Raw genomic sequence first — 21196 nt, forward strand, 5'->3', positions numbered from 1 at the left:
CTGAGATGGGGGGTGGCGCCAGCCGCCGCACTCGGGCACTGTCGAGTGCGGAGAGGGAGCGTGTGGTCCCAGCGCAATCGGGACAGCTCTCGGAGGTGGCTCAACGTGCTCGACCCCCAGTCCCTGCCTGCCCCGGCACTTGCCCGTCACGACGTCGGCCGGCGTCGATTCCTCGGTTACGTCATCGGTGGCACCACGCTGATGGCGGCTGTCGACCTCGGCCTGCTCGCTGACCCGGCCCGGGCCGACATCCCGACCCTGCCGCAGCCGGCCGAGTTGTACGACCTCAACGACCTGCTCACACATGCGGCCATGCCGACCGCGAACCTCATCACCGTCACGATGAACGAGGACGGAACGGCGTCGTTCGCGCTGCCTCGCGCCGAGGTCGGCCAGGGCATCACCACGTCGACCGCGATGATCATCGCCGAGGAGCTCGACCTCCCGGTCGACAAGGTGCACGTGACCCTCGCGCCGGCCCGGCCCGAGCTCCTCTTCAACCAGCTCACCGGCGGTTCGAACACCACCATCTCGACGTACACCCCGATCCGGGTCGCCGCCGCGATCGCGAAGAAGCAGCTCCTCGAGGCGGCCGCGATCCTGCTCGGCTCGACCGTGGGCAGCCTGGTCGCCAAGGCCGGCGTCATCGAGGCCCCCGACGGCAGTACGGCGACGTACGGCGAGCTGGCCACGAAGGCGGCCAGTCCCACCACGAAGAAGGTGAGCGTCACGCTCAAGGCCGACGCCGAGTTCGCGGTGGTCGGCACCCCGCAGAACCGCGTCGACGCCCTGGCCGCGGTCACCGGCACCAAGGAGTACACGACGGACCTCCAGGTCGCCGACGCCCTGCCGACCATGGTCTGCCGGGCGCCCACCCTGAACGGCACGCCGCTCGCAGTGCGCAACAAGGCCGACGTGCTGGCGCTGCCGGGGGTCACCGACGTGGTGATGATCGACACCGGTGTGGCCGTGCGGGCAGAGACGTTCGGCCAGTGCATCGACGGGGTGCGTGCGCTCGACGTGCGCTGGCTCGACGGGCCGGCCGCCGGTCAGTCCGACGCCGACGCGCTGGCCCACATGAAGAAGGCGGAGCTGCCGATGCCGGCACTGCCGAAGAACCCGTTGGCGCGGACGGTCTCGGCCGGCTTCACCTTCTGGTTCCGCAGCAACTCCGCGATGGACACCAACTCTGCGGTCGCCGACGTACGACCCGACGGAGCGACGATCTGGGCCGGCCTGAAGTCGCCGGTGATCGCCCAGCAGGCCATCGCCGAGGAGCTCGGCCTGCCCCAGGACAAGGTGACCGTCAACGTCGTGCAGTCCGGCGGCTCCTTCGGCCGACGCCTGTTCTTCGACGCGGCCATGGAGGCCGCGAAGATCTCGAAGGCGATGGGCAAGCCGGTCAAGCTGATGTGGCACCGCGCCGACGACGCCCGCGCCGGCCGCGCCCACCCGCTGTGCACGTCGCGGGTGCGGGCCAGCCTGCTCGGCAACGAGGTGCTCGCCTTCCACCAGTCGCACACGAGTGTCGAGACCGACTACCGGCACGGGCTCGGCGAGCTGATCACCGCCAACCTGGCCGCCCTGCCGACCAACCTGGGCAACCTCGGCTTCGCCGAGACGATCTTCCTGCTCACCCAGGAGGTGCCCTACAACTTCGGTGTCGTGCTGCAGACGCTGGCCGAGACCGACCAGCGCTTCAACACCGGCAGCATGCGCAACATCTACTCGCCCGACGTGCGCTGCGCCAACGAGCTGATGGTCGACATGCTGGCCAAGGAGGTCGGCAAGGACCCCTACGCGTTCCGGCGCAAGCTGCTGCGCAACAACCGGGTGCGCGCCGTGCTCGACAAGGTCGCCGAGGTTGGCCAGTGGGGACGCAGCATGCCGGCCGGCACCGCCCAGGGCATCGCCATCCACAAGGAGTACAAGGGCGCCAGCGCCTGCCTGGTCGAGATCGACGCCCGCCCCGAGACCGTGAACCGCGAGGTGCGCGACGCGGTGACCGGGCCGCGGGTGACCAAGGTGACCTTCGCCATCGATGTCGGGCTGGCGATCAACCCGCGCGGCCTCGAGGCCCAGATGCAGGGCTGCATCAACGACGGCATCGCCCTGGCCCTCACCTCCAGCCTGCACCTGCGCGACGGGCACTTCATGGAGGCCAGCTGGGACAACTACTTCTACACGCGGCAGTGGAACACCCCGCCCGAGGTGGAGGTGATCGTGATGCCCTCGACGTCCGAGGAGCCCGGCGGTGCCGGCGAGGCAGGGGTCGCGGCCACGTTCGCGGCGGTCGCCTGCGCCTATGCCCGCGCGACAGGCACCGTGCCGAAGGAGTTCCCGATCAACCACCACCAGATCTCCTTCGAGGAGAAGACCCGCATCCCACCCGTGCCCGAGTCGCCGGTCGACGGCCTCGACCACACCTACTGAAAACGAGGAGCTGTCATGCCAGAACAGACCTTCATCCTCAACGGCGAATCGGTCACGGTCGAGGTCGAGGACGACGTACGCCTCCTGTGGGTGCTGCGCGACCTGCTCGGTGTCACCGGCCCGAAGTACGGCTGCGGCATCAACGTGTGCAAGGCCTGTACGTCGCACATCAACGGCCGCGCGTTCAACCCGTGCTCGGTGCCGGTCGGAGCGGTCAAGGAGACCGACGAGGTGACCACCATCGAGGGGTTGCCGGCGACCGCGGCCGAGGACCAACGCGGCGAGCACGGCCTGCACCCGATGCAGGAGGCGTGGCTGGAGCGGGACGTCGCACAGTGCGGCTACTGCCAGCCCGGTCAGATCATGGCTGCGGTGGCCGTGGTGAACCGGGCCCGTCGGGAGGGTCGGGCGGTCACCGACGCCGATCTCGACGGCATCCGCAACATCTGCCGGTGCGGCACCTACACCCGCATCCGTGAGGCGATCCGCGCGGGCGAACAGCAGATGTAGGGCACGACCACGGGCTCAGGCACGGGGCAGCGTCACCGTGAACGTGCTGCCCTCGCCGAGCACCGAGTCGACCTCGATGCGGCCACGGTGGCGTTGCACGATGCGTTGCACGATGGCCAGGCCGAGGCCGGTTCCGGGCTGGGCGAGTGCCTCGGGGTTGGTCGAGCGGAAGAACTCGCCGAACAGGTTGGCCCGGTCGGCCTCGGAGATGCCGAGCCCGTCGTCGCTCACCGCGAGCGTCACCGAGTCGGCGTCCGCGCCGAGGGTGATCCTGACCGAGCCGCCGTCGTGGGAGTACTTCACCGCGTTGCTGACCAAGTTGCTGCACAACCGGTCGAGCTCGGCGGACTCCCCGGCGGCGACCACGTGCTCCTGCGCCACCACGTCGATCCTGAGGTTCCGGCGGGCCGCCTCGAGGCCGACCAGCTCGACCGCACTGGCGACCAGCGTGCGCAGGTCGACCGGCAGCGGCGAGACCGGTCGGGCCGGGTCGCCCACCCTCGACAGGGTGAGCAGGTCGACGACGAGGCCCTCGAGCCGCCGGGCGTTGCGTTCGACGACGTTGAGCTGGCGCCTCGTGTCGGGCCCGACCCGCGCGTCCTCGAGCAGCTCGAGGTAGCCGAGGATCCCGGTCAGCGGCGTGCGCAGCTCGTGCGAGACCGTCGCGATCAGGCGGCTCTTGTAGCTGTCGAGGGCCCGGACCTCCTCGAGCACCTTGCGCTCGCGCTCGAAGGTGCGGGCATTGAACATGGCTCGCCCGAGGTCCTGGCTGATCTCACGGGCCCAGCGGGCGTCGGAGCGTCGCCACTCGCGGGATCCCGGGTTGCGGACCAGCACCAGCAGGCCGAGGCACTCCTCCCCGGCGCCGAGGGGGACCAGCAGGGCGGTGGCCACGTTGATCGACTCGAAGTAGCGCAGGGTGCTCTCGAAGACGGCCGGGTCGATGCCCGTGGCGGCCGGGCGTTCCCGGGAGATGACGATGACCCGCTGTGCCGCCCAGGCTGCCCGGGCGGCGCTGTGTGCGGCATCGACGAGCTCGGGCGGCAGCACGACCTCACGGTCGTCGGTGGAGTAGATCGCGTCGGCGCCCCTCCCGAAGTTGTCGAAGGCGTGCAGCCACATGCCCTCCGCGCGGAACCCGTCGATGATCTCGGGTTGCGAGGTCTCGATGAGCTGGTCGAGCGAGAGCTGCCCGCTCGCGACGCGCACGATGTTGCGTGCGGCGGCGGCCAGGCGCAGCTCCTCCGCGGCACGTTCGCGTTCGAGCAGGGCGCCCACCACGCGCGAGGACACGTCGACGTACCGCCTCAGGAGCGACTGCTGCCGCGGCCCCGGGCGCAGCCCGCCGACCGGCAGGTCGACGGTGAGTACGCCGCGCACCTCACCGTCCTCGTCGAGCAGCGGGGCGAAGAGCATGTCAAGGGGATGCCAGGCGTCCTCGTGCTCCAGCGGCGTGAAGGTCGGCACCCACCCCATGTCGTCCTCGCGGCCGAGGACGTACTCGTGGGGCACGAAGCGCAGGGTGCCCCACGCCACCGAGTCGGCGATGTCCTTCTCGAGCTCGGAGATCGGCCGGGTCAGGCCCAGGAGCTCGCGTTCGGCCTCGGAGTTGCCGGCGACGGCCACGATCTCGAGGTGTCCGGCGTCCCTCAGCACGGAGAGGGCCGCGACGCCGAAGCCGGCCACCTCGCAGACCCCGTCGGCGAGCACCCGGAGCGAGTCGGCGAGCAGCTGGGCCGACCAGGCGCCGGACAGAATCCGGTCGAAGCCGTGCAGGAACGCGGCATCTTCGTCGGTCTCTTCGATGTTCTCTGGCATGGGGTCCCCCTGCAGCCACCATATTCGGGTCGCGTCGCCCGCACGAACTCCGACGCCGCCACACTCCGGGCGATTCTGCGCGCGTGCCGGTCGGCACCTAGACTGGGGGCCGTGGCCCAGCACAGCAACATGCGCAAGGGTGGCGACGGTCGTCTCACCATGGCCCTCGACCCCCAGGACCAAGGTCCCCAGGACGCCTGCGGCGTCTTCGGAGTCTGGGCCCCAGGTGAAGACGTCGCGAAGCTCACCTACTACGGCATCTTCGCGCTCCAGCACCGCGGCCAGGAGTCGGCCGGCATCGCGGTCAGCAACGGGCGCCAGATCCTGGTCTACAAGGACATGGGCCTGGTCTCGCAGGTGTTCGACGAGTCGACGCTCGAGGCGCTCAAGGGCTTCCTCGCGATCGGCCACTGCCGCTACTCGACCACCGGCGCGAGCACCTGGACGAACGCGCAGCCGACCTTCCAGCCGACCGCCCACGGCTCGATCGCCCTGGCCCACAACGGCAACCTGACCAACACCGCCGACCTGGCCCGCCAGGTCGGCGACCTCGCCGCGCTCGACGGTGAGCTCGACCTGCACGTGCACAAGTCCGAGGCCTCCACCAACGACACCAGCGTGGTCACCGCACTCCTGGCGCACCACCCCGACAGCACCGTCGAGGAGAAGGCGATGGAGCTGCTGCCGCAGGTGCGCGGCGCGTTCTGCTTCGTCTGGATGGACGAGAACACCCTCTACGCCGCCCGCGACCCGCAGGGCATCCGCCCGTTGGTGCTGGGCCGGCTCGAGCGCGGCTGGGTGGTCGCCTCCGAGACCGCGGCGCTCGACATCGTCGGTGCCTCGTTCATCCGGGAGGTCGAGCCCGGCGAGATGGTGATCATCGACGAGGACGGCCTGCGTTCGCGACAGTTCGCCGAGCCGGCGCCCAAGCACTGCCTCTTCGAGTTCGTCTACCTCGCCCGCCCCGACACCTTGATGACCGGCCGCCGGGTGCACAGTGTGCGCGTCGAGATCGGCCGCCGCCTGGCCCGGGAGTTCCCGGCCGAGGCCGACCTGGTCATTCCCGTACCCGAGTCCGGAACCCCGTCGGCGATCGGGTTCGCCGAGGAGTCCGGCATCCCCTACGGCGTCGGCCTGGTCAAGAACTCCTACGTCGGCCGCACGTTCATCCAGCCCAGCCAGACCATCCGGCAGCTCGGCATCCGGCTCAAGCTGAACCCCCTGCGCGACATCATCGAGGGCAAGCGGCTCGTGGTGGTCGACGACTCGATCGTGCGCGGCAACACCCAGCGTGCGTTGGTGCGGATGCTGCGCGAGGCCGGGGCCAAGGAGGTGCACGTCCGCATCTCCAGTCCGCCGGTGAAGTGGCCGTGCTTCTACGGCATCGACTTCGCCACCCGCGCGGAGCTGATCGCCAACGGTCTCTCGACCGACGAGATCCGCCGCTCCATCGACGCCGACTCGCTGGCCTACATCGGGCTCGACGAGCTCGTCGAGGCCACCCAGGTGCCGATGGACCACCTGTGCCGGGCCTGCTTCGACGGCGTCTACCCGGTGGCTCTGCCCGACCCCGAACACCTCGGCAAGGGCCTGCTCGAGTCGTCGACGCTGCCGATCACCGCCCAGGGGCGCCTGATCGAGGCCGACGGCCTGGCCACCTCGCTCGCCGGTGGTGGGGCCGCGGACGCCCTCGACCGTCCCTGACCGACCAGACCACGAGAACAAGGAACCGAAGTGACCCAGCCCCCCACCGAGTCACCTGTCGAGTCGCCCGCCGGCAACGCCTACGCCCAGGCCGGCGTCTCCATCGAGGCGGCTGACCGTGCGATCGACCTCATGAAGGGCTGGGTCGAGAAGGCCCGTCGTCCCGAGATGATCGGCGGCCTCGGTGGCTTCGCCGGGCTCTTCGACGCCTCCGCACTCAAGAACTACGAGCGTCCGCTGCTGGCCACCTCCACCGACGGTGTCGGCACCAAGGTCGCCATCGCCCAGGCCATGGACAAGCACGACACGATCGGCTTCGACCTGGTCGGCATGGTCGTCGACGACCTGGTCGTCTGCGGTGCCGAGCCCTTGTTCATGACCGACTACATCGCCACCGGCCGGGTCGTCCCCGAGCGCATCGCGGCCATCGTCAAGGGCATCGCCGAGGCCTGTGTCGAGGCCGGCTGCGCGCTGGTCGGCGGCGAGACCGCCGAGCACCCCGGCCTGCTGGCCCCCGACGAGTACGACGTCGCCGGGGCGACCACCGGCGTGGTCGAGGCCGACAGGCTGCTCGGCCCCGGTCGCGTGCGTCCCGGTGACGCGGTCATCGCGATGGAGGCCTCAGGCCTGCACTCCAACGGCTACTCGCTGGTGCGCCACGTCCTGCTCAACACTGCCGGATGGCAGCTCGACCGCCACGTCGACGAGCTCGGCCGGGCGCTGGGCGAGGAGCTCCTCGAGCCCACCCGCATCTACGCCAAGGCGTGCCTCGCGCTCGCCGACGAGACCGAGACCCACGCGATGTCGCACGTCACCGGTGGCGGCCTGGCCGCCAACCTGGCCCGGGTCATGCCCGAAGAGCTCAACGCCACGCTCGACCGCTCCACGTGGACCCCGCAGCCGATCTTCGACGTCGTACGCCGGGTGGGCAACGTGCCGCAGGCCGACCTCGAGCAGACCCTGAACTGCGGCGTCGGGATGGTCTCGCTGACCGCCCCCGACGACGCCGACAAGGCCATCGAGGTGCTGGGCAGGTTCGGCATCCGGGCCTGGGTGGCCGGCTCGGTGAGCGCCGGAAATGGGTCCGTCGAGCTGGTCGGTCAGCACTCCGGCTGGTGATTTCCGCGGGTTCGTGACGATTTAGCGGACCTGCATGTGCGGGAACACCCATCGCTCAGGTAGCGTTGTCCTCACGAGAAATAGACCAGATAGTCCGGGAGTCTCGGCGTAGCCCGCCGTGCATTCCCGGCCAAGCGCGCGAAGGGGTCGATCCTATGGGACGCGGCCGGGCCAAGGCCAAGCAGACCAAGGTCGCACGCGACCTGAAGTACCGCACTCACGAGACGGACTTCGGGGCGCTCGCCCAGGAACTGCACGGAAGCACTGCCGAGAGTGACCAGCAGAAGCCGGACTCGAAGCAGGACGACGAGTACGACGACTGGTCGTCCGACTCGCGACCCGACTGACGCGATCGCCTTGGGTTGAGTGCTCAGGTGGCCGCCCTGGCAACCACCTGAGCACTCAACCGTTGCGTTCAACTCAGCCAGAGGCCGCGCAGGCGGCCCACGTCGCGCATGCGCCGTTCGGCGAGCCGGTCCGCCGCGATGGCGGGCGGCACGCCGTCGGCCTTCGCGGTCTCGAAGACCGCGCGGGTGGTGTCGAGGATGCCGCTGGCGCGCTGTTGGGCGCGCTCGAAGACGAAGCCCTCGAGCTCGTCGGCGACCTGGATCAGTCCGCCGGCGTTCACGCAGTAGTCGGGGGCGTAGAGGATGCCGCGGTCGGCGAGCGCCTTCTCGACCCCTGAGTGGGCGAGCTGGTTGTTCGCGGCGCCGCAGATCACCTTCGCCGACAGCGTCTCGACGACCTCGTCGGTGATTGCGCCACCCAGTGCGCACGGTGCGTAGACGTCGAGCTGTGAGGCGACCAAAGCCTCGGTGGAGTCGACCACGCTGACCGCGGGCAGCTCGTCGCGGATCCGCTCGATCGCGGGCTGCCACACGTCGGTGACGACCACCGAGGCCCCGTCGTCGACCAGGTGGCGGGCCAGGTGGTGGCCGACCTTGCCGACACCGGCGATGCCGACGGTGCGCCCGCCGAGGGTGGGCTCGCCCCACGTCGCCTCGGCCGCTGCCCGCATGCCCTGGAAGACGCCGTACGCCGTGAGCACGGAGGAGTCGCCGGCACCGCCGTGGGCGACGGTGCGACCCGTGACGTAGGAGCACTCGCGGGCGATCTCGTCCATGTCGACGCTGAACGTGCCGACGTCGCAGGCCGTGTAGTAGCGGCCGTTGAGCGACTCCACGAACCGGCCGTAGGCGCGCAGCAGGGCCTCGCCCTTGATCGCGTTCGGGTCGCCGATGATGACGGCCTTGCCGCCGCCGAGGTCGAGCCCGGCCAGGGCGGCCTTGTAGGACATCCCGCGGGAGAGGTTCAGCACGTCGGAGAGGGCGTCCGCGGTGGTGGCGTAGGGGTAGAAGCGGGTGCCGCCGAGGGCCGGGCCGAGGGCGGTCGAGTGGACGGCGATGATGGCCTTGAGTCCGCTGGGCTCGTCGTGGCAGAAGACGACTTGCTCGTGCTCGGTCTCGAACACGTCGGGTGTGGGGGTCACGGATGGCGACCTTTCTGTGCGTGGCTCCGCGGGGGTGGTGCGGTGCCGTGGGTGTCGTGACCGGCGAGGGTGACGCTGGTCTCGTTCCACTGTATTGAATGCCGCACCCCACGGGGAAACCACGGGGCGCGCCGTCCGCTTGGGGCAGACGCTTGGCTATGGCAAACTCTGGGGAGAACCCGGACATTTCACATCGAAAGAGGATTCATGAACTCCCCCCAGTCGGACGCTGAGAACCTGCTCACGCCGTCCGAGGTCGCTGCCCTGTTCCGTGTGGACCCCAAGACCGTGACCCGGTGGGCGAAGGCCGGCAAGATCGGCTCGATCCGCACCCTGGGCGGTCACCGCCGCTTCCGCGAGTCCGAGGTCATGGAGCTTCTCGGCGCCGACAACGACGGCTGAGCCTCACTCCACCAGTCGGGTGAGACCGTAGGCCACGCCGAACGTGGCCACCAGCACGATCAGGCACGTCACGACCAACACCCAGCCGCGCATCGACGAGCCCGCACGGTAGGCGTCTGGTGGCTGGGGCAGCGGTTCCGGCGTCGATGCAGCCGACCGGGCGGGCAGCGGGGCTGCCGCGGGCACGAACGGCGTACGCCGGACCGTGGTCTGGTCCGAGAGCGCCGTGCGCAGGGCCGTGGCGAACGTGCCGACGTCGGGCCACCGGTCGTCGGGCTCCGTGGCCAGGGCCCGGGACAGCACGCTGTCGACCGCTGGCGGCAGGGGCGCGAGGGTCGAGGCCGCCACCGGCGGCTTGGCGTCGATCAGCGACCCGATGCCGCCTTCGCGGGCCAGCTTCCCGGTGAGCATCTGGTAGGCCACGGCGCCCAGGGCGTGCACGTCGGCGCGGGTGTCGAGCGGGGCGCCGGTGGCCTGTTCGGGCGCCATGTACGCCGGGGTGCCGACCACCTGGGTCAGTCCGCTGGCGTGCAGCATCGCCTTGGCCACGCCCAGGTCGGCGACCAGGAGCTTCGTGCCCCCCGACGAGGACAGGGGAGTGCCGCGTGAGCTGAGCAGCAGGTTGTGCGGCTTGATGTCGCGGTGGATCACGCCGTGTCCGTGCAGCACGGACAACCCGGCGGCGGCCTGGTCGACGAGGTCGACGGTCTGGTCGACCGGCAGGGGGCGCCCGGGCTCGAGCAGGGTGGCCAGCGAGCCGCGGTCGGCGTACGACATCACGAAGTAGGGCGTGCCGTCGGCCTCGCCGATGTCGTAGACCCGCACCACGTGGTCGGAGTCGGCGCGGCGCAGGATGCGCGCCTCCTCGAGGAAGCGGTCGCGTACGTCGTAGCGTTGTGCCCAGTTCTCGGCGAGTGCCTTGACGGCGACGTCGGAGTCGAGCTCGTCGTCGTGGTAGAGCCAGACGGTGGCGAACCCACCGACCCCGATGCGGTCCACCCGCTGGAGTCGACCGAGAAGCTCTGGCAGGGACACGATGGGTATTGTGCCGCACGAAGCATCCGGGAGCCTTCAGGGGGAACGCATGTCCAGTGTCACGACCGAACCGCCCGACCTCGAGGAGCTGGCCGCCCGTGCGGCGGCCGGTGACCGCGAGGCACTCGAGGACCTGCTGGCCGCGATCCAGCCGCGGGTACGCCGCATCTGCGGCCGCATGCTGCTCTATCCGGAGGACGCCGAGGAGGCAGCCCAGGACGTCCTGATGCTGGTCGCCACCAAGATCAGCACGTTCGGCGGGCGCAGCAAGTTCACCACCTGGCTGCACGCGGTGGCCTCGAACAGTGCGCGGTCGACGTACCGCAGCCTCAAGCGCCGGGCCTCCGAACGGCCCACCGACGAGATGCCGGTGCACGCCGACCCGCGCACCACCAGCGTGATCGCCGGCAGCCGGCTCGACCTGCTCGAGGCGCTCGAGGTGCTCGGTTCGACCCACCCCGAGCTGGTCGAGCCGCTGGTGCTGCGCGACGTGCAGGAGCTCGACTACAACGAGATCGCGCGCCTGCTCGACACCCCGCTGGGCACGATCAAGTCACGCATCCACGCCGCCCGCAACGCGGTCCGCCCCCTGCTGCGCACCCACGAGTGATCAGCCGGGCGAACCGAGCACGACGGCCTGGTCGGAGTCGACCTCGGTCTCGCAGCCGCCGCTGAGGGAGCACCGGTAGATCACGCCACCGTTCATGTCAGTGTCCTGGTAGCCGGTGACGAAGACGCTGTCGTTGGTGGCCCACTCGGCGTGCTCCGCGAACTCGGGCGCCTTGACAGACCCGCTCTTCCTGCCGTTGCGGGCGTCGAGGATCTCGAACCGGGTGGGTCCGAAGCCCTCGGTGTCGTCCGGGATCCCCAGGATCCTCAGTCCGTCCGGGCTGAACAGCGGCAGCATGCCCCAAGGACGGACGTCGCAGTTGCGCCACAGTGGCGCCTCGGTGAAGAGCGAGCCGCCCTTGAGGCAGGCGGGGTCCCGGTCGTCGAACCCGGCCACGATGTTGCGCTGCGGAGCCGTCCCGACGGCGTGCATGCCGTCCATCAGCTCCAGCTTGGCGTTCTCGTAGAGGTTCCAGCCGACGAGCTTGACCGACTGGTCGGTGTTGCGCCAGGCCGTCACCACGAGGTCGCCGACACCGAAAGACGCGCCCCCGTCAGGGGTCCCGTCGACCTTCATGTCCATCGCCTGGATGATCTTGCCGGACCGGGCATCCCTGACCTCGTAGCGCGAGGACTCGTCGAACTGGGCGACGATCGAGTCGCCGTCCGTGTTGACGTCGTACGCACCGAAGAACGAGCCGATCTCGGTGGTCTCGCCGTCCGGGTCGACGAACGTGGCGTCGTACGACGGCTCCTGGTCGCTGGTCCCCTCGACGACCAGCCATCCGCCGGCGACCCGGTGCAGGCCGGCCACGTCGCCCAGCCTGAACCCCGAGACCAGCACTTCGGTGTCACCGTCGTGGATGGTCCCGCCCTGCATGTAGAGCAGGTCGCCCTGCCCGGTCGCCGGCTGGTCGTTCGGGCTGTCGGTCGCCGTGGAGGAAGGCTTCGTGGACGGCTCCTTCGTCGGCTTGCCGGTCGAGCCGGTCGACGGCGAGGTCGGCTCGCCGGTGCTGTCGTCGGCGGCCCCGCCGGTGCCCTTGCCGTCGAGGGGTCCGGTGGCGGCGTACGTGCCGCCGACGATGCCGATCACGGCGGCCGAGGCGATGGCCATTGCGGCGGTGCGGTTCATGGTCGTCCCTGTCTGGTCGGGGTGGGGAGGCGGGTAGATCAGCCGGTGGGGAGGCGGGTAGATCAGCCGGTGGGGAGGCGGGTAGATGGGCCGGTGGGGAGGCGGGTAGATCAGCCGGTGGGGGTTACGCGGTGGTGCCGACGACGAGCGTCTGGTCGGAGCTGACCTCGACCTCGCAGGAGCCGGACAGCGAGCACCGGTAGATCACGCCACCGTTGAAGTCGGCGTCCTTGAAGGCGTGCACGAAGACCTCGTCGTCACCGGCCCAGTAGGCCTCCTGGCCGAGTTCGGGGGTGGTGAACGTGGTCATCTTATTGCCGGTCCTCGCGTCGAGCACGGCGTACCGGCCGGGGCCCATGCCCTCGGTGTCCGCCGGTACGGCGAGCAGGCGGGTCCCGTCGGGGCTGTAGTCGGCCTGGGTGCCGTAGCCGCGGAACCTGCACTGCGACCACCACCCGTCGGGGTCGACGATCGAGCCGCCGGTCAGGCACTCCTTGCCGTCGGTGCGAGAGGCGGTCATCAGGTCCTCGACCGGCCCGGTTCGGATCTGGTAGACGTCGCCGACGATCTTGAACTGGCGACCCGAGTAGGAGTCGACGCCGTAGAGGGTGGGGCCGTCGTCGCCGAACCACGCCGTCACCAGGGTGTCCTCGCTGAACGCGGCCTCGCCCGACGGTTCGCCCTCGCCGTCGACGGTGATGGTCTGCAGCACCTTGCCCGAGCGGGCGTCACGGACCTGGTAGGCGCCGTCGTACATCGCGACGAACGAGTCGCGGTTGTCGTTGAGGTCCCAGGTGCCGACGAACGTGCCGCCGATCGGTGTGGTCTCGCCGGAGGGGTCCACGAAGGCCGCCCTGAACTGGGCGTCCTGGGAGGAGGTGCGCGAGACGACCAGCCACCCACCGGCCACCCGTTGGAGCGAGGACACCTCGCCGATCCGGAACCCGGAGACCTGCACGCTGGTGTCACCGTCGTGGATCGTGCCGCCCACCATGTAGAGCAGTGGCTCGTCGTCCGTGCCGGGCGTCTCGGTCGACGCGGTCCCCGACGGCTGGTCCGTGGCCGGGGGATTCTGGGTGTCGCCGGGGGTGGAGGACTCCGTGCCGGTGGTGCCGGCGGAACCGTTCCCGTCGTCGCTCTCGAGGACACCCGAGGTCGCGGCGTACGTGCCGCCGACGATGCCGATCACGGCGGCCGAGGCGATGGCCATCGCGGCAATGCGGTTCATGGTCGTTCCTGTCTCTCAGGCGGTTGCACGAGGTGTGATGCACCGGAGGCGCCATTGGTTCGCGCCGTGGTTCGCGCCGTGGTTCGCGCCGCGGGGGCGCGCAGGACGACCAGGTCGCCGTGCGTGCCGTAGCCGCAGAGGTCGCCACCTGCCGGAGTGCCGTCGAAGGTGACCATCAGCGCCCCGCCGTCGTCGAGCGGAAGGACCGACGGCCACGGGATGTTGGTCGGGTGCTCGGCGGACAGTGCACCGACCTCGTCCATCGCGAGATCGAAGACCGGGAACCGCCGGCGCTGTCCGGAGCGGCCCTCCGGCCCGTCGCTGGCCAGCACCCGCCACTGGTCGTCGACTCGGGCGATCACGGTGCCCTCCGTGGCCCGCCGGTCGGTGGCGGCGCCGAGGAGGCGCCACCCGTCGAGGCTCCCGGCGACCTCGGCGCGGGCCAGCGCCGGGTAGAAGTCGAAGAACCTGCGCGCCGCCACGAAGGCGAGGTGCCAGTGCCCGTCGATCCGGGTCAGGTGCGGGTCCCAGGTGCCGACCACCGGGGCCGGCAGGTCCCCGGTCGGTACGCCGAGGGGTGCGGTGTCGAGCACGTGCTCTCCCGTCAGCAGGTTCGCCTCGCTGGTGGCCAGCCCGATGTCGACGCTCCGACCTGCCTCGGGTGCGTGGTCGAAGGTGGCCCAGCTGCTGGCGGCCACCAGCCAGCGGTCGGCGTCGCGGACCACGTGGGTGGCGTGGTCGCCGCGCACCACGCCGTCCCGGCGGAACCACAGGTCGCTGCAGTGCTCGATCGCGTACGTCGTCGGGTCGAACGACCACACGCCGCAGCGGGCCGTGCCGAAGAACCCGGGACCGGCGTGCGTCATCGTCAGGAAGGCCAGCCCCTCACGCAGGTACGCCGACCCGTCCGCATTCGCCACGAAGTGCACGTCGCGCAGGCCGAGCTGCCCGGTGGTGCCCGAGCGCCAGCTCGCGACCGGGGAGGGGGCGGCGTCACCTGCGCGCGGCTGCCACGCCACGTGCGGGACGAGGTCGGCCGGCTCGACGTCGTGCTCGAGCTCCACCCGGGCCCGTGCGGTCCACACGCCGTCGATCCGGGTCAGGACGGTCAGCTGGCGTCCGGTCAGCATCACTCCGAGGGCGTCCGGAGGCGTCGGTGGGCGCCCGTGCCTGCGGCTGCGGTGGTGGGTGACCTTGCCCTGCGGGTCGACCAGGTCGATGCCGGCCAGTCTCCGTCCGCCGTCGTACCAGCAGTCGAGGGTGTGGCCGCCGACCGTGAGGCCGGCCACGACGCGGCCGGGGACGTCATGGGTGCCGAGCTCCACCTCGACCGCGACGAACGGGGACAGGAAGCCGCTGCGGCGCTCGCGCCCGACGAGCCGGACCGGACGGGCCCGGTGCACCTCCGAGAATGTCGACCACACCCGCAGCAGCCTAGGCGGTCCCGCCCGTCCGCCGGGGGAGCGGTCAGCGCAGGCGACGCAGGTAGGCGCTGGCCCGCCGTACGTCACGCAGACGGCTCTCCCAGGTGATGCCGACCGCGGTGAGCACCAGACCGATCCCGCCGATGATCACCCACTGCGGCAGGTCGTTGGCGTAGGACGCCTCCCGCAGCACCAGCGCGAGCCCGACGGAGGCGCCCACCACGAGCGGCGCCGACCAGCGCAGGCCCACGCCCGCCACCACGGCCGCGAGGCAGCCCAGGCCGAGGAGAAGCGCACGCAGCGAGACCGGGTCGGAGAGCGACAGCAGGAGCGAGGGCACCAGGGCCAGCAGCAGGCCGGGCACCAGGGCGCGCGTGCTGCGCAACGACGGAGCCCGCAGCATCCCGATGACGCCGACGGCGACCAGCACCGACGCCAGCGGCAGCGTGTAGGCCTCGGGCGTCTCGACGCCGACATCGGCCATCCGCACCCACTGGGCGAGCACCATGAACCCCAGGCCCGCCCAACCGAGGAACCGGCGGTGCGTGTTGGCGAGTGCGGAGACGTGGGTCAGCACACCGGCGACGGTGAGGTCGATCGCCAACCAGGTCTGGTCGATGCTGCCCGTGGCGCCGAGTCCGAGGGCCACGCCGACCAGTGCCGTGGCCGCCGCCGGCACCTCCCGCTCGATGCGGGCACCGAGGATCGCCCAGGCGCCGGCGATGAGCAGCACGGCCAGTGAACGCCACTCCGGTGCCGTGCCGCCCAGGTCGAGAACGGTCCAGGCGCACACGGCCGCGGCGGGCACGAACAGCACGTCACCCACGGTGCGCAGCACGGCCGAAGCGCTCAGCGACAGGGCGACGGCCGCCAGCCCGAGCAGCCCGGTGGTCACGGCGGTCAGCACGTCGCTCTGGAACGACGCCATCAGCGCCAGGCCGGCAACAGGAGTGGCCAGGACCAGCGCGACGACGCGCAGCTCGCCGTGGACCGCGACGCCGAGGCCGACCAGCACCGCCGCGCCCGCGAGGAGCACCCCGACCGCGACGGCGAGCGGCACGCCGTAGAAGGCGGGGACAAGGGCGGCCGAGGCTGCGACCGTCAGCGCGATCGGCACGGCGACCCGCTTGATCGGGACATCACGCACGAGGCCGGCGACGAACCAGGCGGCCAGCAGGACACCGAGGGTGCCGGCGGGCAGCAGCAGCGGCCAGTGCCAGGCGAGGTCGGGTTGCTCCAGCGCGACGGTCGCTGCGGCCCCGTCGAATCCGACGGACAGGAGAGCGTTCAGCGCGGTGCCGACCAGCACGCTGACCGCACCGAGCAGGCCCGCTGCGGCGACCACCGGTGGCGCGGCCAGTGCCGCGCGCCAGGGTCGGGCGACGACGAAGCTGCCGGCGCCCGCGGTCGCGACCATGGCCAGCTCGACCAGCGAGACCAAGGTCGCGGATTCGTCGAAGGACGGCAGGGTGACGACCAGGGAGAAGAGTGCGACGGCCACGCCGAGGCTCAGGACCCGCATGGCCACTGGGATCCGGACGATCGCTGGGTGCCTGACAACGGGTGCGGCGGCGATCGCGGCGGCCACGAGGGTCGGCCAGATCGCGAGGCCGCCCCACACCTCGGCGAAGGTCGGCGTGAAGTCGAGACGGGAGAGGCCGAGCAGGGCGAGCGAGACCCAGATCATGGAGGCACCGACGGCCAGCAGGATCGCTGCGATCTGCAGGTGCAGTCGGTGGACGACGTGTGCCAGCGCACCGACGGCAACCAGGCTGACGGTCGCCTGCAGGGCGTTGACGTCGGGATTGACCTCCGGGAGGCCCGAGACGACCAGGCCCACGCCGAGGGCACCGACGACCTGACCGGTGATCAGGGCACCGACCGGGCTCCTGCGCAGGGCGAGCGCGCCGCCGAGTCCGGCCGCCGCGAGCACGACACCGAGCACGAGAGTGAAGCCCTGGCTGCCGAGGTCGCCGAGCCACCCGGCGCTGCGCGCGCCGAAGACGTCGAGGGTGAGCAGACCCAGGGCCAGCGCCATGAACGCCTCCGCGCCCGCGGACAGGGACTTGCGGGCCATCAGCCAGGTCAGGGCGCCGGCGGTCGCGGTGAGCAGCACGAGGACGCCGGTGCGGCCGCCGACCCCGAGGGCCGACCAGGCCACGGCGAGGAAGACCAGCGCCGCGACCAGCAGGCAGGTCGCACCCAGGCCGAGCAGGATCTTCGGGACCGACGAGCCGCTCAGACCGGTGCCCGGCTGCCGGCGCCCGGGCAGACCCGGCATCGCGCTCGGGAACGTCGGCAGGTCAGGCGGCAGCATCGAGCCCGCCGGTGCAGCAGCAGGTGCGGAGAGGAGCACGCCGACCCCCACCGGATCTGGACCGAGCGGTGCGTACGCCGCCGTACGCGCTGCCGTGGAGTTCGCCGAGAGTGCGGCGAGCTCGGCGACGAGGGAGTCGGCGTGGGTCAGCGTGCGGAAGAGCCGCTGGGCGATCGTGCCGGTGAGCTGCGTGTCGCACTGCGGGCACTGCAGGCACCCGCTGGGGATCGGGGCGCGGCAGGCTGGGCAGGCCTCGGGGTCGGCGTATCGGAACATGTCCTGATCGTCGCGCCTCGGCGCCGGTTCGCGCGTCGTCCGCGCGGCTCAACCGTGGTGAGTACGCGCACTCAGCGCAGTCGTGCTCACGCGTCCGGACCTGCAAGAAGGCCGCAGTCCGGAGGAGTCCGGGCTGCGGCCTTCAGGTGGTGGCCAGGGGCGGGGTCGAACCGCCGACCTACCGATTTTCAGTCGGTCGCTCGTACCAACTGAGCTACCTGGCCGGGCCGCGGAGAAGATTACCCCAGACCCGGGGGATCGGTGAAAACGCGCTCGCTTTGGTGACTTCCCGGGCCTGCCCCTATGCTGTATCGGCCTGCCCGTGCGTCGTACGACGTGGGGGCGGCACAGTCCCAGCCCCCATCGTCTAGTGGCCTAGGACGTCGCCCTTTCACGGCGGTAGCACGGGTTCGAATCCCGTTGGGGGTACCAGCTGAACAGCGGTTTCCGCCCGATTGGGCGGCACCGGCAACCATGGGTTATTGTTCAGCGGCTTCGCAGTGAGAAACTGGGAAGCACAACCTGGCCCCGTAGCGCAGTTGGTTAGCGCGCCGCCCTGTCACGGCGGAGGCCGCGGGTTCGAGTCCCGTCGGGGTCGCAGAGTGCGAGGTCCACGCGAAAGCGTGGGCCTCGCTTTTTTCGTTCCCCTAGGTTGGTCACCGTGGACAACGAAGAGATGCGGCAGGGCTGGTCCAGCACGGGCGTCGGATGGGTGGCCAACGCGCGGATCTTCGACGCCACCATGGCGCCGATGGCCGACGCCGTCATCGCGGCCGCGGAGCTCGTTCCGGGCCAGCGGGTCCTCGACGTCGGCTGCGGCTTCGGCACGTTGCTCGAACTGGCGGACGCGGCAGGCACGACGCCGGTCGGCGTCGACATCTCCGACTCGATGGTCGAGGCCGCACGGCGCCGGGTGCCTGCTGCCGAGGTGCTCCTGGCAGACGCCCAGACCGAGGACCTGCTCCAAGGCGGGGCCGGCGGGTTCGACCGGGTCGTCTCGCGCTTCGGGGTGATGTTCTTCGCGGATCCGGTGGCGGCCTTCGCCAACATCCGCCGCGCCTGTGTTCCGGGAGCCCGACTGGCCTTCGTCTGCTGGCGTTCGGGGGAGAACGAGATCTTCACCCTGGGCACCGAGGTGCTCACCGCACGGATGGCGCCGGACGAGGGCGAGGGCGAGGACGCAGGCGCCCCCGGACCGCAGGCGTTCGGCGAGCCCGAGCGCGTGCGCGAGATCCTGACCGGGGCCGGCTGGGCCGACGTCGACCTCGTCGCCCAGGACGCCCCGCTGGACTACGGGTTCGACGGCACCGACGGTGTCGAGGAGCGACTCTCGGTGATCCTGGCGACCACCACCGGACAGTCCGCTCGCACCGAGCTCGAGCCCACGCTCGGACCCGACGGCTGGGCCTCCCTGGTCGACGAGGTCCGGGCCGAGCTGCGCCGTCACCTCGTGGACGGCGCCGTGCGCCCCATCGCCCACACCTGGGTGGTCACGGCCACCAACCCGGCAGCATGATCGAGCTCGACCGGACCGCCTTCGAGGCGCTCGTCGACCGGGCGTTGGACGACATCCCCGACGAGATCGCCGCGCTCGTGAACAACCTCGTCGTGCTCGTCGAGGACGAGCCGCCCGCCGACGACCCCGACCTCCTGGGGCTCTACGACGGCGTCGCGCTGACCGAGCGCACGGCCAACCACTCGGCCGCGCTGCCCGACCGCATCTTCATCTTCCGGAACCCGCTGCAGGAGATGTGCGAGACCGAGGAGGAGCTGGTCGACGAGGTGCGGATCACCGTGGTCCACGAGATCGCGCACCACTTCGGCATCGGCGAGGCCGAGCTGCACGGCCTCGGCTACGCCTGAGCCCTCACGGCCGATGCGTCAGGGCCGGACACTCCAGTAGCCGAGGGCGCACACGGCCAGCGACGCCAGCAGCGTGGCGGCGGCGTACGCCGTACCGCGCCGGACGCCGAGGCGCGAGGTCTGTACGGCGAACGAGGAGTACGTGGTGAGCCCGCCGCAGAAGCCCACGCCGAGCAGCGCCCAGGCGTGGTCCGACAGCGCGAGGCCGCTGAACAGGCCGAGCAGGAACGATCCGGCCACGTTGACCAGCAGGGTGCCGCGAGGCACGTCGCGGTCGAGGTAGTGGCCGGCCACGAATCGCAGGGGTGCGCCGACGGCCGCACCGAGTGCGACGAGCAGCATGGTCATTCGTCGCCCTCCTCGTCGTCGAACAGCTGCTGGGCCGCGGGCGTCGACCAGTGGTGGGCGAGCTCGACGGCGAACGCCGCGGCCAGCACCGTGACGAGCACGTAGGGCACGGCCAGGAACGAGCCACTCGCGAGCAGCGCCCGGGTCTCCTCCGAGAAGGTGCTCAGCGTGGTGAACCCGCCGAGCACCCCGGTGCCGAGGAAGAGTGGCAGCAGCTGGTGGCGGCGTACGACGAGCAGGGCGGGGAGCAGCGCCAGCAGCAGGGAGCCGCCGACGTTGATGCAGAGGGTGACCCACGGGAAGTCGTCGCCCACCGGGAACCGGGTCGACAGTGCCCAGCGCGCGCATGCGCCGAGCGCGCCCCCGAGCGACACCACCGCCAGCTGCGACGGGGTGATCTGCTGTCCCCTCACGAGATGCGTGGCTCCGGCAGGTGGACGGAGTCGTCGCCGGTCCAGATCACCGGTGGTTGGCCGTCGGCCTGCCTGATCAGCTCGCCGAGGAACCACCTCTGGAAGTCGCGCTGCTGGTGGGTGGAGGCGAGCGAGAGCAGGCGCTCGGTGCGGCAGAAGGAGTCGGCGAGCTCGAGGACGTCGATCATCTGCTCGACGACGGCCGGTGCTTCGGGGGCGATGACCAGGCGGATGGACGCTGTGGTGACCCCGGACTCGACCGCCCGCTGGATGTCGTCGACGCCGAGTGTGTGCTGCACCTCCTCGTAGAACCGGTCGAACAGGTCGGTGAGGGTCTTGGCGACCGGGTAGTCGTCCTCGTGCGCCAGTGAGAGGAGCCGCAGCTCGCGGTGCAGGTCCCGGAACCGGCGTCGCCAGTCGACGAACAGCTGCACCGGGAAGGCCGGGTAGTCGATGCGTAGACCGTCATCGCTCCGGATCATGGACGGCTGGCCGGTCGCGGGACTGTTCGAGGGGTAGACCTGGCCCTCGAGGTCGGGCTCGTCCACGGGCTCGACGGCCGGCTCGAACCAGACCACCTTGCCGTCGTCGAGCAGCTCGGCGCCCCAGGCATGGGAGGACATCGCCACCATGCCGAGGCCTCGGCCGATCGTGGCCAGCAGCTCGTCGTCGTGGGTCATCCGGTGGTTCGGGGAGGGTGGCGTGCGCGAGCCGTCGAGCACCTCGATGCGCGGGTGCCGATGGGTGCCGCGCACCCGCACGTGAATCGGGGGCGCGCCGTGCAGCAGGGCGTTGGTGACCAGCTCGGAGACGCCCAGCTGGGCGGCCTCGACGAGGTCCTCCCGTTCGAGGTCATGGCACGCCGAAGCGACCCAGCGGCGCGCGTCCGACACGGATCGCGGGCTGGACTCGAGGGTCAGTTCACCTCTGCTCACGGCAATGGCGCACCTAGCGTCGATTTCGGGATCGCACCCATATTGGGGCACATGACCTCCCCTTGCCCAGCATCTCGGCGGTTGAAACCTGAACGACCAATCTTCTTGGCCGAATTTTCCGGTGCAGGCCCGGTTCGGAGA

General features: G+C 70.9%; 19 protein-coding genes and 3 tRNA genes. 11 read left to right on the forward strand and 11 right to left on the reverse strand.

All coding sequences use genetic code 11. The features are described 5' to 3' along the window. Positions 1-105: 105 nt before the first annotated feature. On the forward strand, positions 106-2433 hold the full coding sequence (locus tag ASD66_RS17900) for a molybdopterin cofactor-binding domain-containing protein (protein ID WP_056891795.1): 2328 nt from the start codon (positions 106-108) through the stop codon (positions 2431-2433). Between the two features lie 15 nt (positions 2434-2448). Then, positions 2449-2943, forward strand: coding sequence for a (2Fe-2S)-binding protein (locus ASD66_RS17905; protein WP_056891796.1), 495 nt, complete (start codon positions 2449-2451; stop codon positions 2941-2943). A gap of 15 nt (positions 2944-2958) precedes the next feature. On the opposite strand, the gene ASD66_RS17910 is transcribed toward ASD66_RS17905, so the two are convergent. Next, the gene (locus tag ASD66_RS17910; protein WP_056891797.1) at positions 2959-4761 is read right to left on the reverse strand and encodes a sensor histidine kinase; all 1803 of its coding nucleotides are present in this window, start codon (positions 4759-4761) and stop codon (positions 2959-2961) included. Between the two features lie 129 nt (positions 4762-4890). Here ASD66_RS17910 and purF point away from each other — a divergent pair, with 129 nt between their 5' ends. From purF to ASD66_RS17925, 3 genes are all read left to right on the forward strand, one after another. After that, a complete protein-coding gene (gene purF, locus ASD66_RS17915; RefSeq protein WP_056892329.1) occupies positions 4891-6465 on the forward strand; it encodes an amidophosphoribosyltransferase in 1575 nt (524 codons plus the stop codon). 30 nt (positions 6466-6495) lie between these two features. Beyond that, a complete protein-coding gene (purM, locus tag ASD66_RS17920) occupies positions 6496-7584 on the forward strand; it encodes a phosphoribosylformylglycinamidine cyclo-ligase (RefSeq protein ID WP_056682841.1) in 1089 nt (362 codons plus the stop codon). A gap of 155 nt (positions 7585-7739) precedes the next feature. Beyond that, on the forward strand, positions 7740-7931 hold the full coding sequence (locus ASD66_RS17925; RefSeq protein ID WP_056682838.1) for a DUF3073 domain-containing protein: 192 nt from the start codon (positions 7740-7742) through the stop codon (positions 7929-7931). 68 nt (positions 7932-7999) lie between these two features. Here ASD66_RS17925 and ASD66_RS17930 read toward each other — a convergent pair whose 3' ends face one another. Continuing rightward, positions 8000-9073, reverse strand: coding sequence for a Glu/Leu/Phe/Val dehydrogenase dimerization domain-containing protein (locus ASD66_RS17930; protein WP_056891798.1), 1074 nt, complete (start codon positions 9071-9073; stop codon positions 8000-8002). Between the two features lie 207 nt (positions 9074-9280). Here ASD66_RS17930 and ASD66_RS17935 point away from each other — a divergent pair, with 207 nt between their 5' ends. Then, positions 9281-9475, forward strand: coding sequence for a BldC family transcriptional regulator (locus ASD66_RS17935; protein ID WP_056682834.1), 195 nt, complete (start codon positions 9281-9283; stop codon positions 9473-9475). A gap of 3 nt (positions 9476-9478) precedes the next feature. Here the strand turns inward: ASD66_RS17935 and ASD66_RS17940 are convergent, their stop codons facing one another. Next, positions 9479-10510, reverse strand: coding sequence for a serine/threonine-protein kinase (locus tag ASD66_RS17940; RefSeq protein ID WP_162250976.1), 1032 nt, complete (start codon positions 10508-10510; stop codon positions 9479-9481). Between the two features lie 49 nt (positions 10511-10559). Here ASD66_RS17940 and ASD66_RS17945 point away from each other — a divergent pair, with 49 nt between their 5' ends. Beyond that, on the forward strand, positions 10560-11120 hold the full coding sequence (locus tag ASD66_RS17945; protein ID WP_056891799.1) for an RNA polymerase sigma factor: 561 nt from the start codon (positions 10560-10562) through the stop codon (positions 11118-11120). Here ASD66_RS17945 and ASD66_RS17950 read toward each other — a convergent pair whose 3' ends face one another. From ASD66_RS17950 to ASD66_RS17970, 5 genes are all read right to left on the reverse strand, one after another. Next, positions 11121-12251 (reverse strand): PT domain-containing protein, encoded by a 1131-nt coding sequence (locus ASD66_RS17950; RefSeq protein ID WP_056891800.1) that lies wholly within the window; start codon positions 12249-12251, stop codon positions 11121-11123. 124 nt (positions 12252-12375) lie between these two features. Then, positions 12376-13479: a hypothetical protein gene (locus tag ASD66_RS17955; RefSeq protein WP_056891801.1), complete on the reverse strand. Its 1104-nt coding sequence runs from the start codon at positions 13477-13479 to the stop codon at positions 12376-12378. Beyond that, a complete protein-coding gene (locus ASD66_RS17960; protein WP_156388783.1) occupies positions 13476-14903 on the reverse strand; it encodes a hypothetical protein in 1428 nt (475 codons plus the stop codon). Before ASD66_RS17960 ends, ASD66_RS17955 begins: the two co-directional genes overlap by 4 nt. Before the next feature lie 43 nt (positions 14904-14946). Then, positions 14947-17496, reverse strand: a complete 2550-nt coding sequence (locus ASD66_RS17965) for a zinc ribbon domain-containing protein (RefSeq protein WP_056891803.1) — start codon at positions 17494-17496, stop codon at positions 14947-14949. 147 nt (positions 17497-17643) lie between these two features. Next, a tRNA-Phe gene (locus ASD66_RS17970) sits at positions 17644-17720 on the reverse strand. A 132-nt stretch (positions 17721-17852) separates the two neighbouring features. Between ASD66_RS17970 and ASD66_RS17975 the strand changes: the two genes are divergently transcribed. From ASD66_RS17975 to ASD66_RS17990, 4 genes are all read left to right on the forward strand, one after another. Further along, a tRNA-Glu gene (locus tag ASD66_RS17975) sits at positions 17853-17928 on the forward strand. A gap of 92 nt (positions 17929-18020) precedes the next feature. Then, positions 18021-18094 (forward strand) — tRNA-Asp (locus tag ASD66_RS17980). Between the two features lie 63 nt (positions 18095-18157). Further along, positions 18158-19012, forward strand: a complete 855-nt coding sequence (locus tag ASD66_RS17985) for a class I SAM-dependent methyltransferase (RefSeq protein ID WP_056891804.1) — start codon at positions 18158-18160, stop codon at positions 19010-19012. Next, positions 19009-19359, forward strand: coding sequence for a metallopeptidase family protein (locus tag ASD66_RS17990; RefSeq protein ID WP_056891805.1), 351 nt, complete (start codon positions 19009-19011; stop codon positions 19357-19359). Before ASD66_RS17985 ends, ASD66_RS17990 begins: the two co-directional genes overlap by 4 nt. Before the next feature lie 18 nt (positions 19360-19377). On the opposite strand, the gene ASD66_RS17995 is transcribed toward ASD66_RS17990, so the two are convergent. The 3 genes from ASD66_RS17995 to ASD66_RS24540 are packed head-to-tail and all read right to left on the reverse strand — an operon-like array spanning position 19378 to position 21055. Next, positions 19378-19707, reverse strand: coding sequence for a CrcB family protein (locus tag ASD66_RS17995; RefSeq protein WP_056891806.1), 330 nt, complete (start codon positions 19705-19707; stop codon positions 19378-19380). After that, complete coding sequence (locus ASD66_RS24815) at positions 19704-20120, reverse strand: fluoride efflux transporter FluC (protein WP_056682803.1); 417 nt, start codon at positions 20118-20120, stop codon at positions 19704-19706. The genes ASD66_RS17995 and ASD66_RS24815 overlap by 4 nt, the downstream gene beginning before the upstream one ends. Continuing rightward, on the reverse strand, positions 20117-21055 hold the full coding sequence (locus ASD66_RS24540; protein ID WP_162254290.1) for an ATP-binding protein: 939 nt from the start codon (positions 21053-21055) through the stop codon (positions 20117-20119). Before ASD66_RS24540 ends, ASD66_RS24815 begins: the two co-directional genes overlap by 4 nt. Positions 21056-21196 lie beyond the last annotated feature (141 nt).

Source organism: Nocardioides sp. Root151 (assembly GCF_001427925.1).
Lineage (GTDB): Bacteria > Actinomycetota > Actinomycetes > Propionibacteriales > Nocardioidaceae > Nocardioides.

Excerpts from the sequence above, each read along its gene's own strand:
- ASD66_RS17905 (WP_056891796.1), top strand. The coding sequence starts at position 2,449 with ATGCCAGAACAGACCTTCATCCTCAACGGCGAATCGGTCACGGTCGAG.
- ASD66_RS17910 (WP_056891797.1), bottom strand. The coding sequence starts at position 4,761 with ATGCCAGAGAACATCGAAGAGACCGACGAAGATGCCGCGTTCCTGCAC.
- purF (WP_056892329.1), top strand. The coding sequence starts at position 4,891 with ATGCGCAAGGGTGGCGACGGTCGTCTCACCATGGCCCTCGACCCCCAG.
- ASD66_RS17925 (WP_056682838.1), top strand. The coding sequence starts at position 7,740 with ATGGGACGCGGCCGGGCCAAGGCCAAGCAGACCAAGGTCGCACGCGAC.
- ASD66_RS17935 (WP_056682834.1), top strand. The coding sequence starts at position 9,281 with ATGAACTCCCCCCAGTCGGACGCTGAGAACCTGCTCACGCCGTCCGAG.
- ASD66_RS17945 (WP_056891799.1), top strand. The coding sequence starts at position 10,560 with ATGTCCAGTGTCACGACCGAACCGCCCGACCTCGAGGAGCTGGCCGCC.
- ASD66_RS17950 (WP_056891800.1), bottom strand. The coding sequence starts at position 12,251 with ATGAACCGCACCGCCGCAATGGCCATCGCCTCGGCCGCCGTGATCGGC.
- ASD66_RS17955 (WP_056891801.1), bottom strand. The coding sequence starts at position 13,479 with ATGAACCGCATTGCCGCGATGGCCATCGCCTCGGCCGCCGTGATCGGC.
- ASD66_RS17965 (WP_056891803.1), bottom strand. The coding sequence starts at position 17,496 with ATGTTCCGATACGCCGACCCCGAGGCCTGCCCAGCCTGCCGCGCCCCG.
- ASD66_RS17990 (WP_056891805.1), top strand. The coding sequence starts at position 19,009 with ATGATCGAGCTCGACCGGACCGCCTTCGAGGCGCTCGTCGACCGGGCG.
- ASD66_RS17995 (WP_056891806.1), bottom strand. The coding sequence starts at position 19,707 with ATGACCATGCTGCTCGTCGCACTCGGTGCGGCCGTCGGCGCACCCCTG.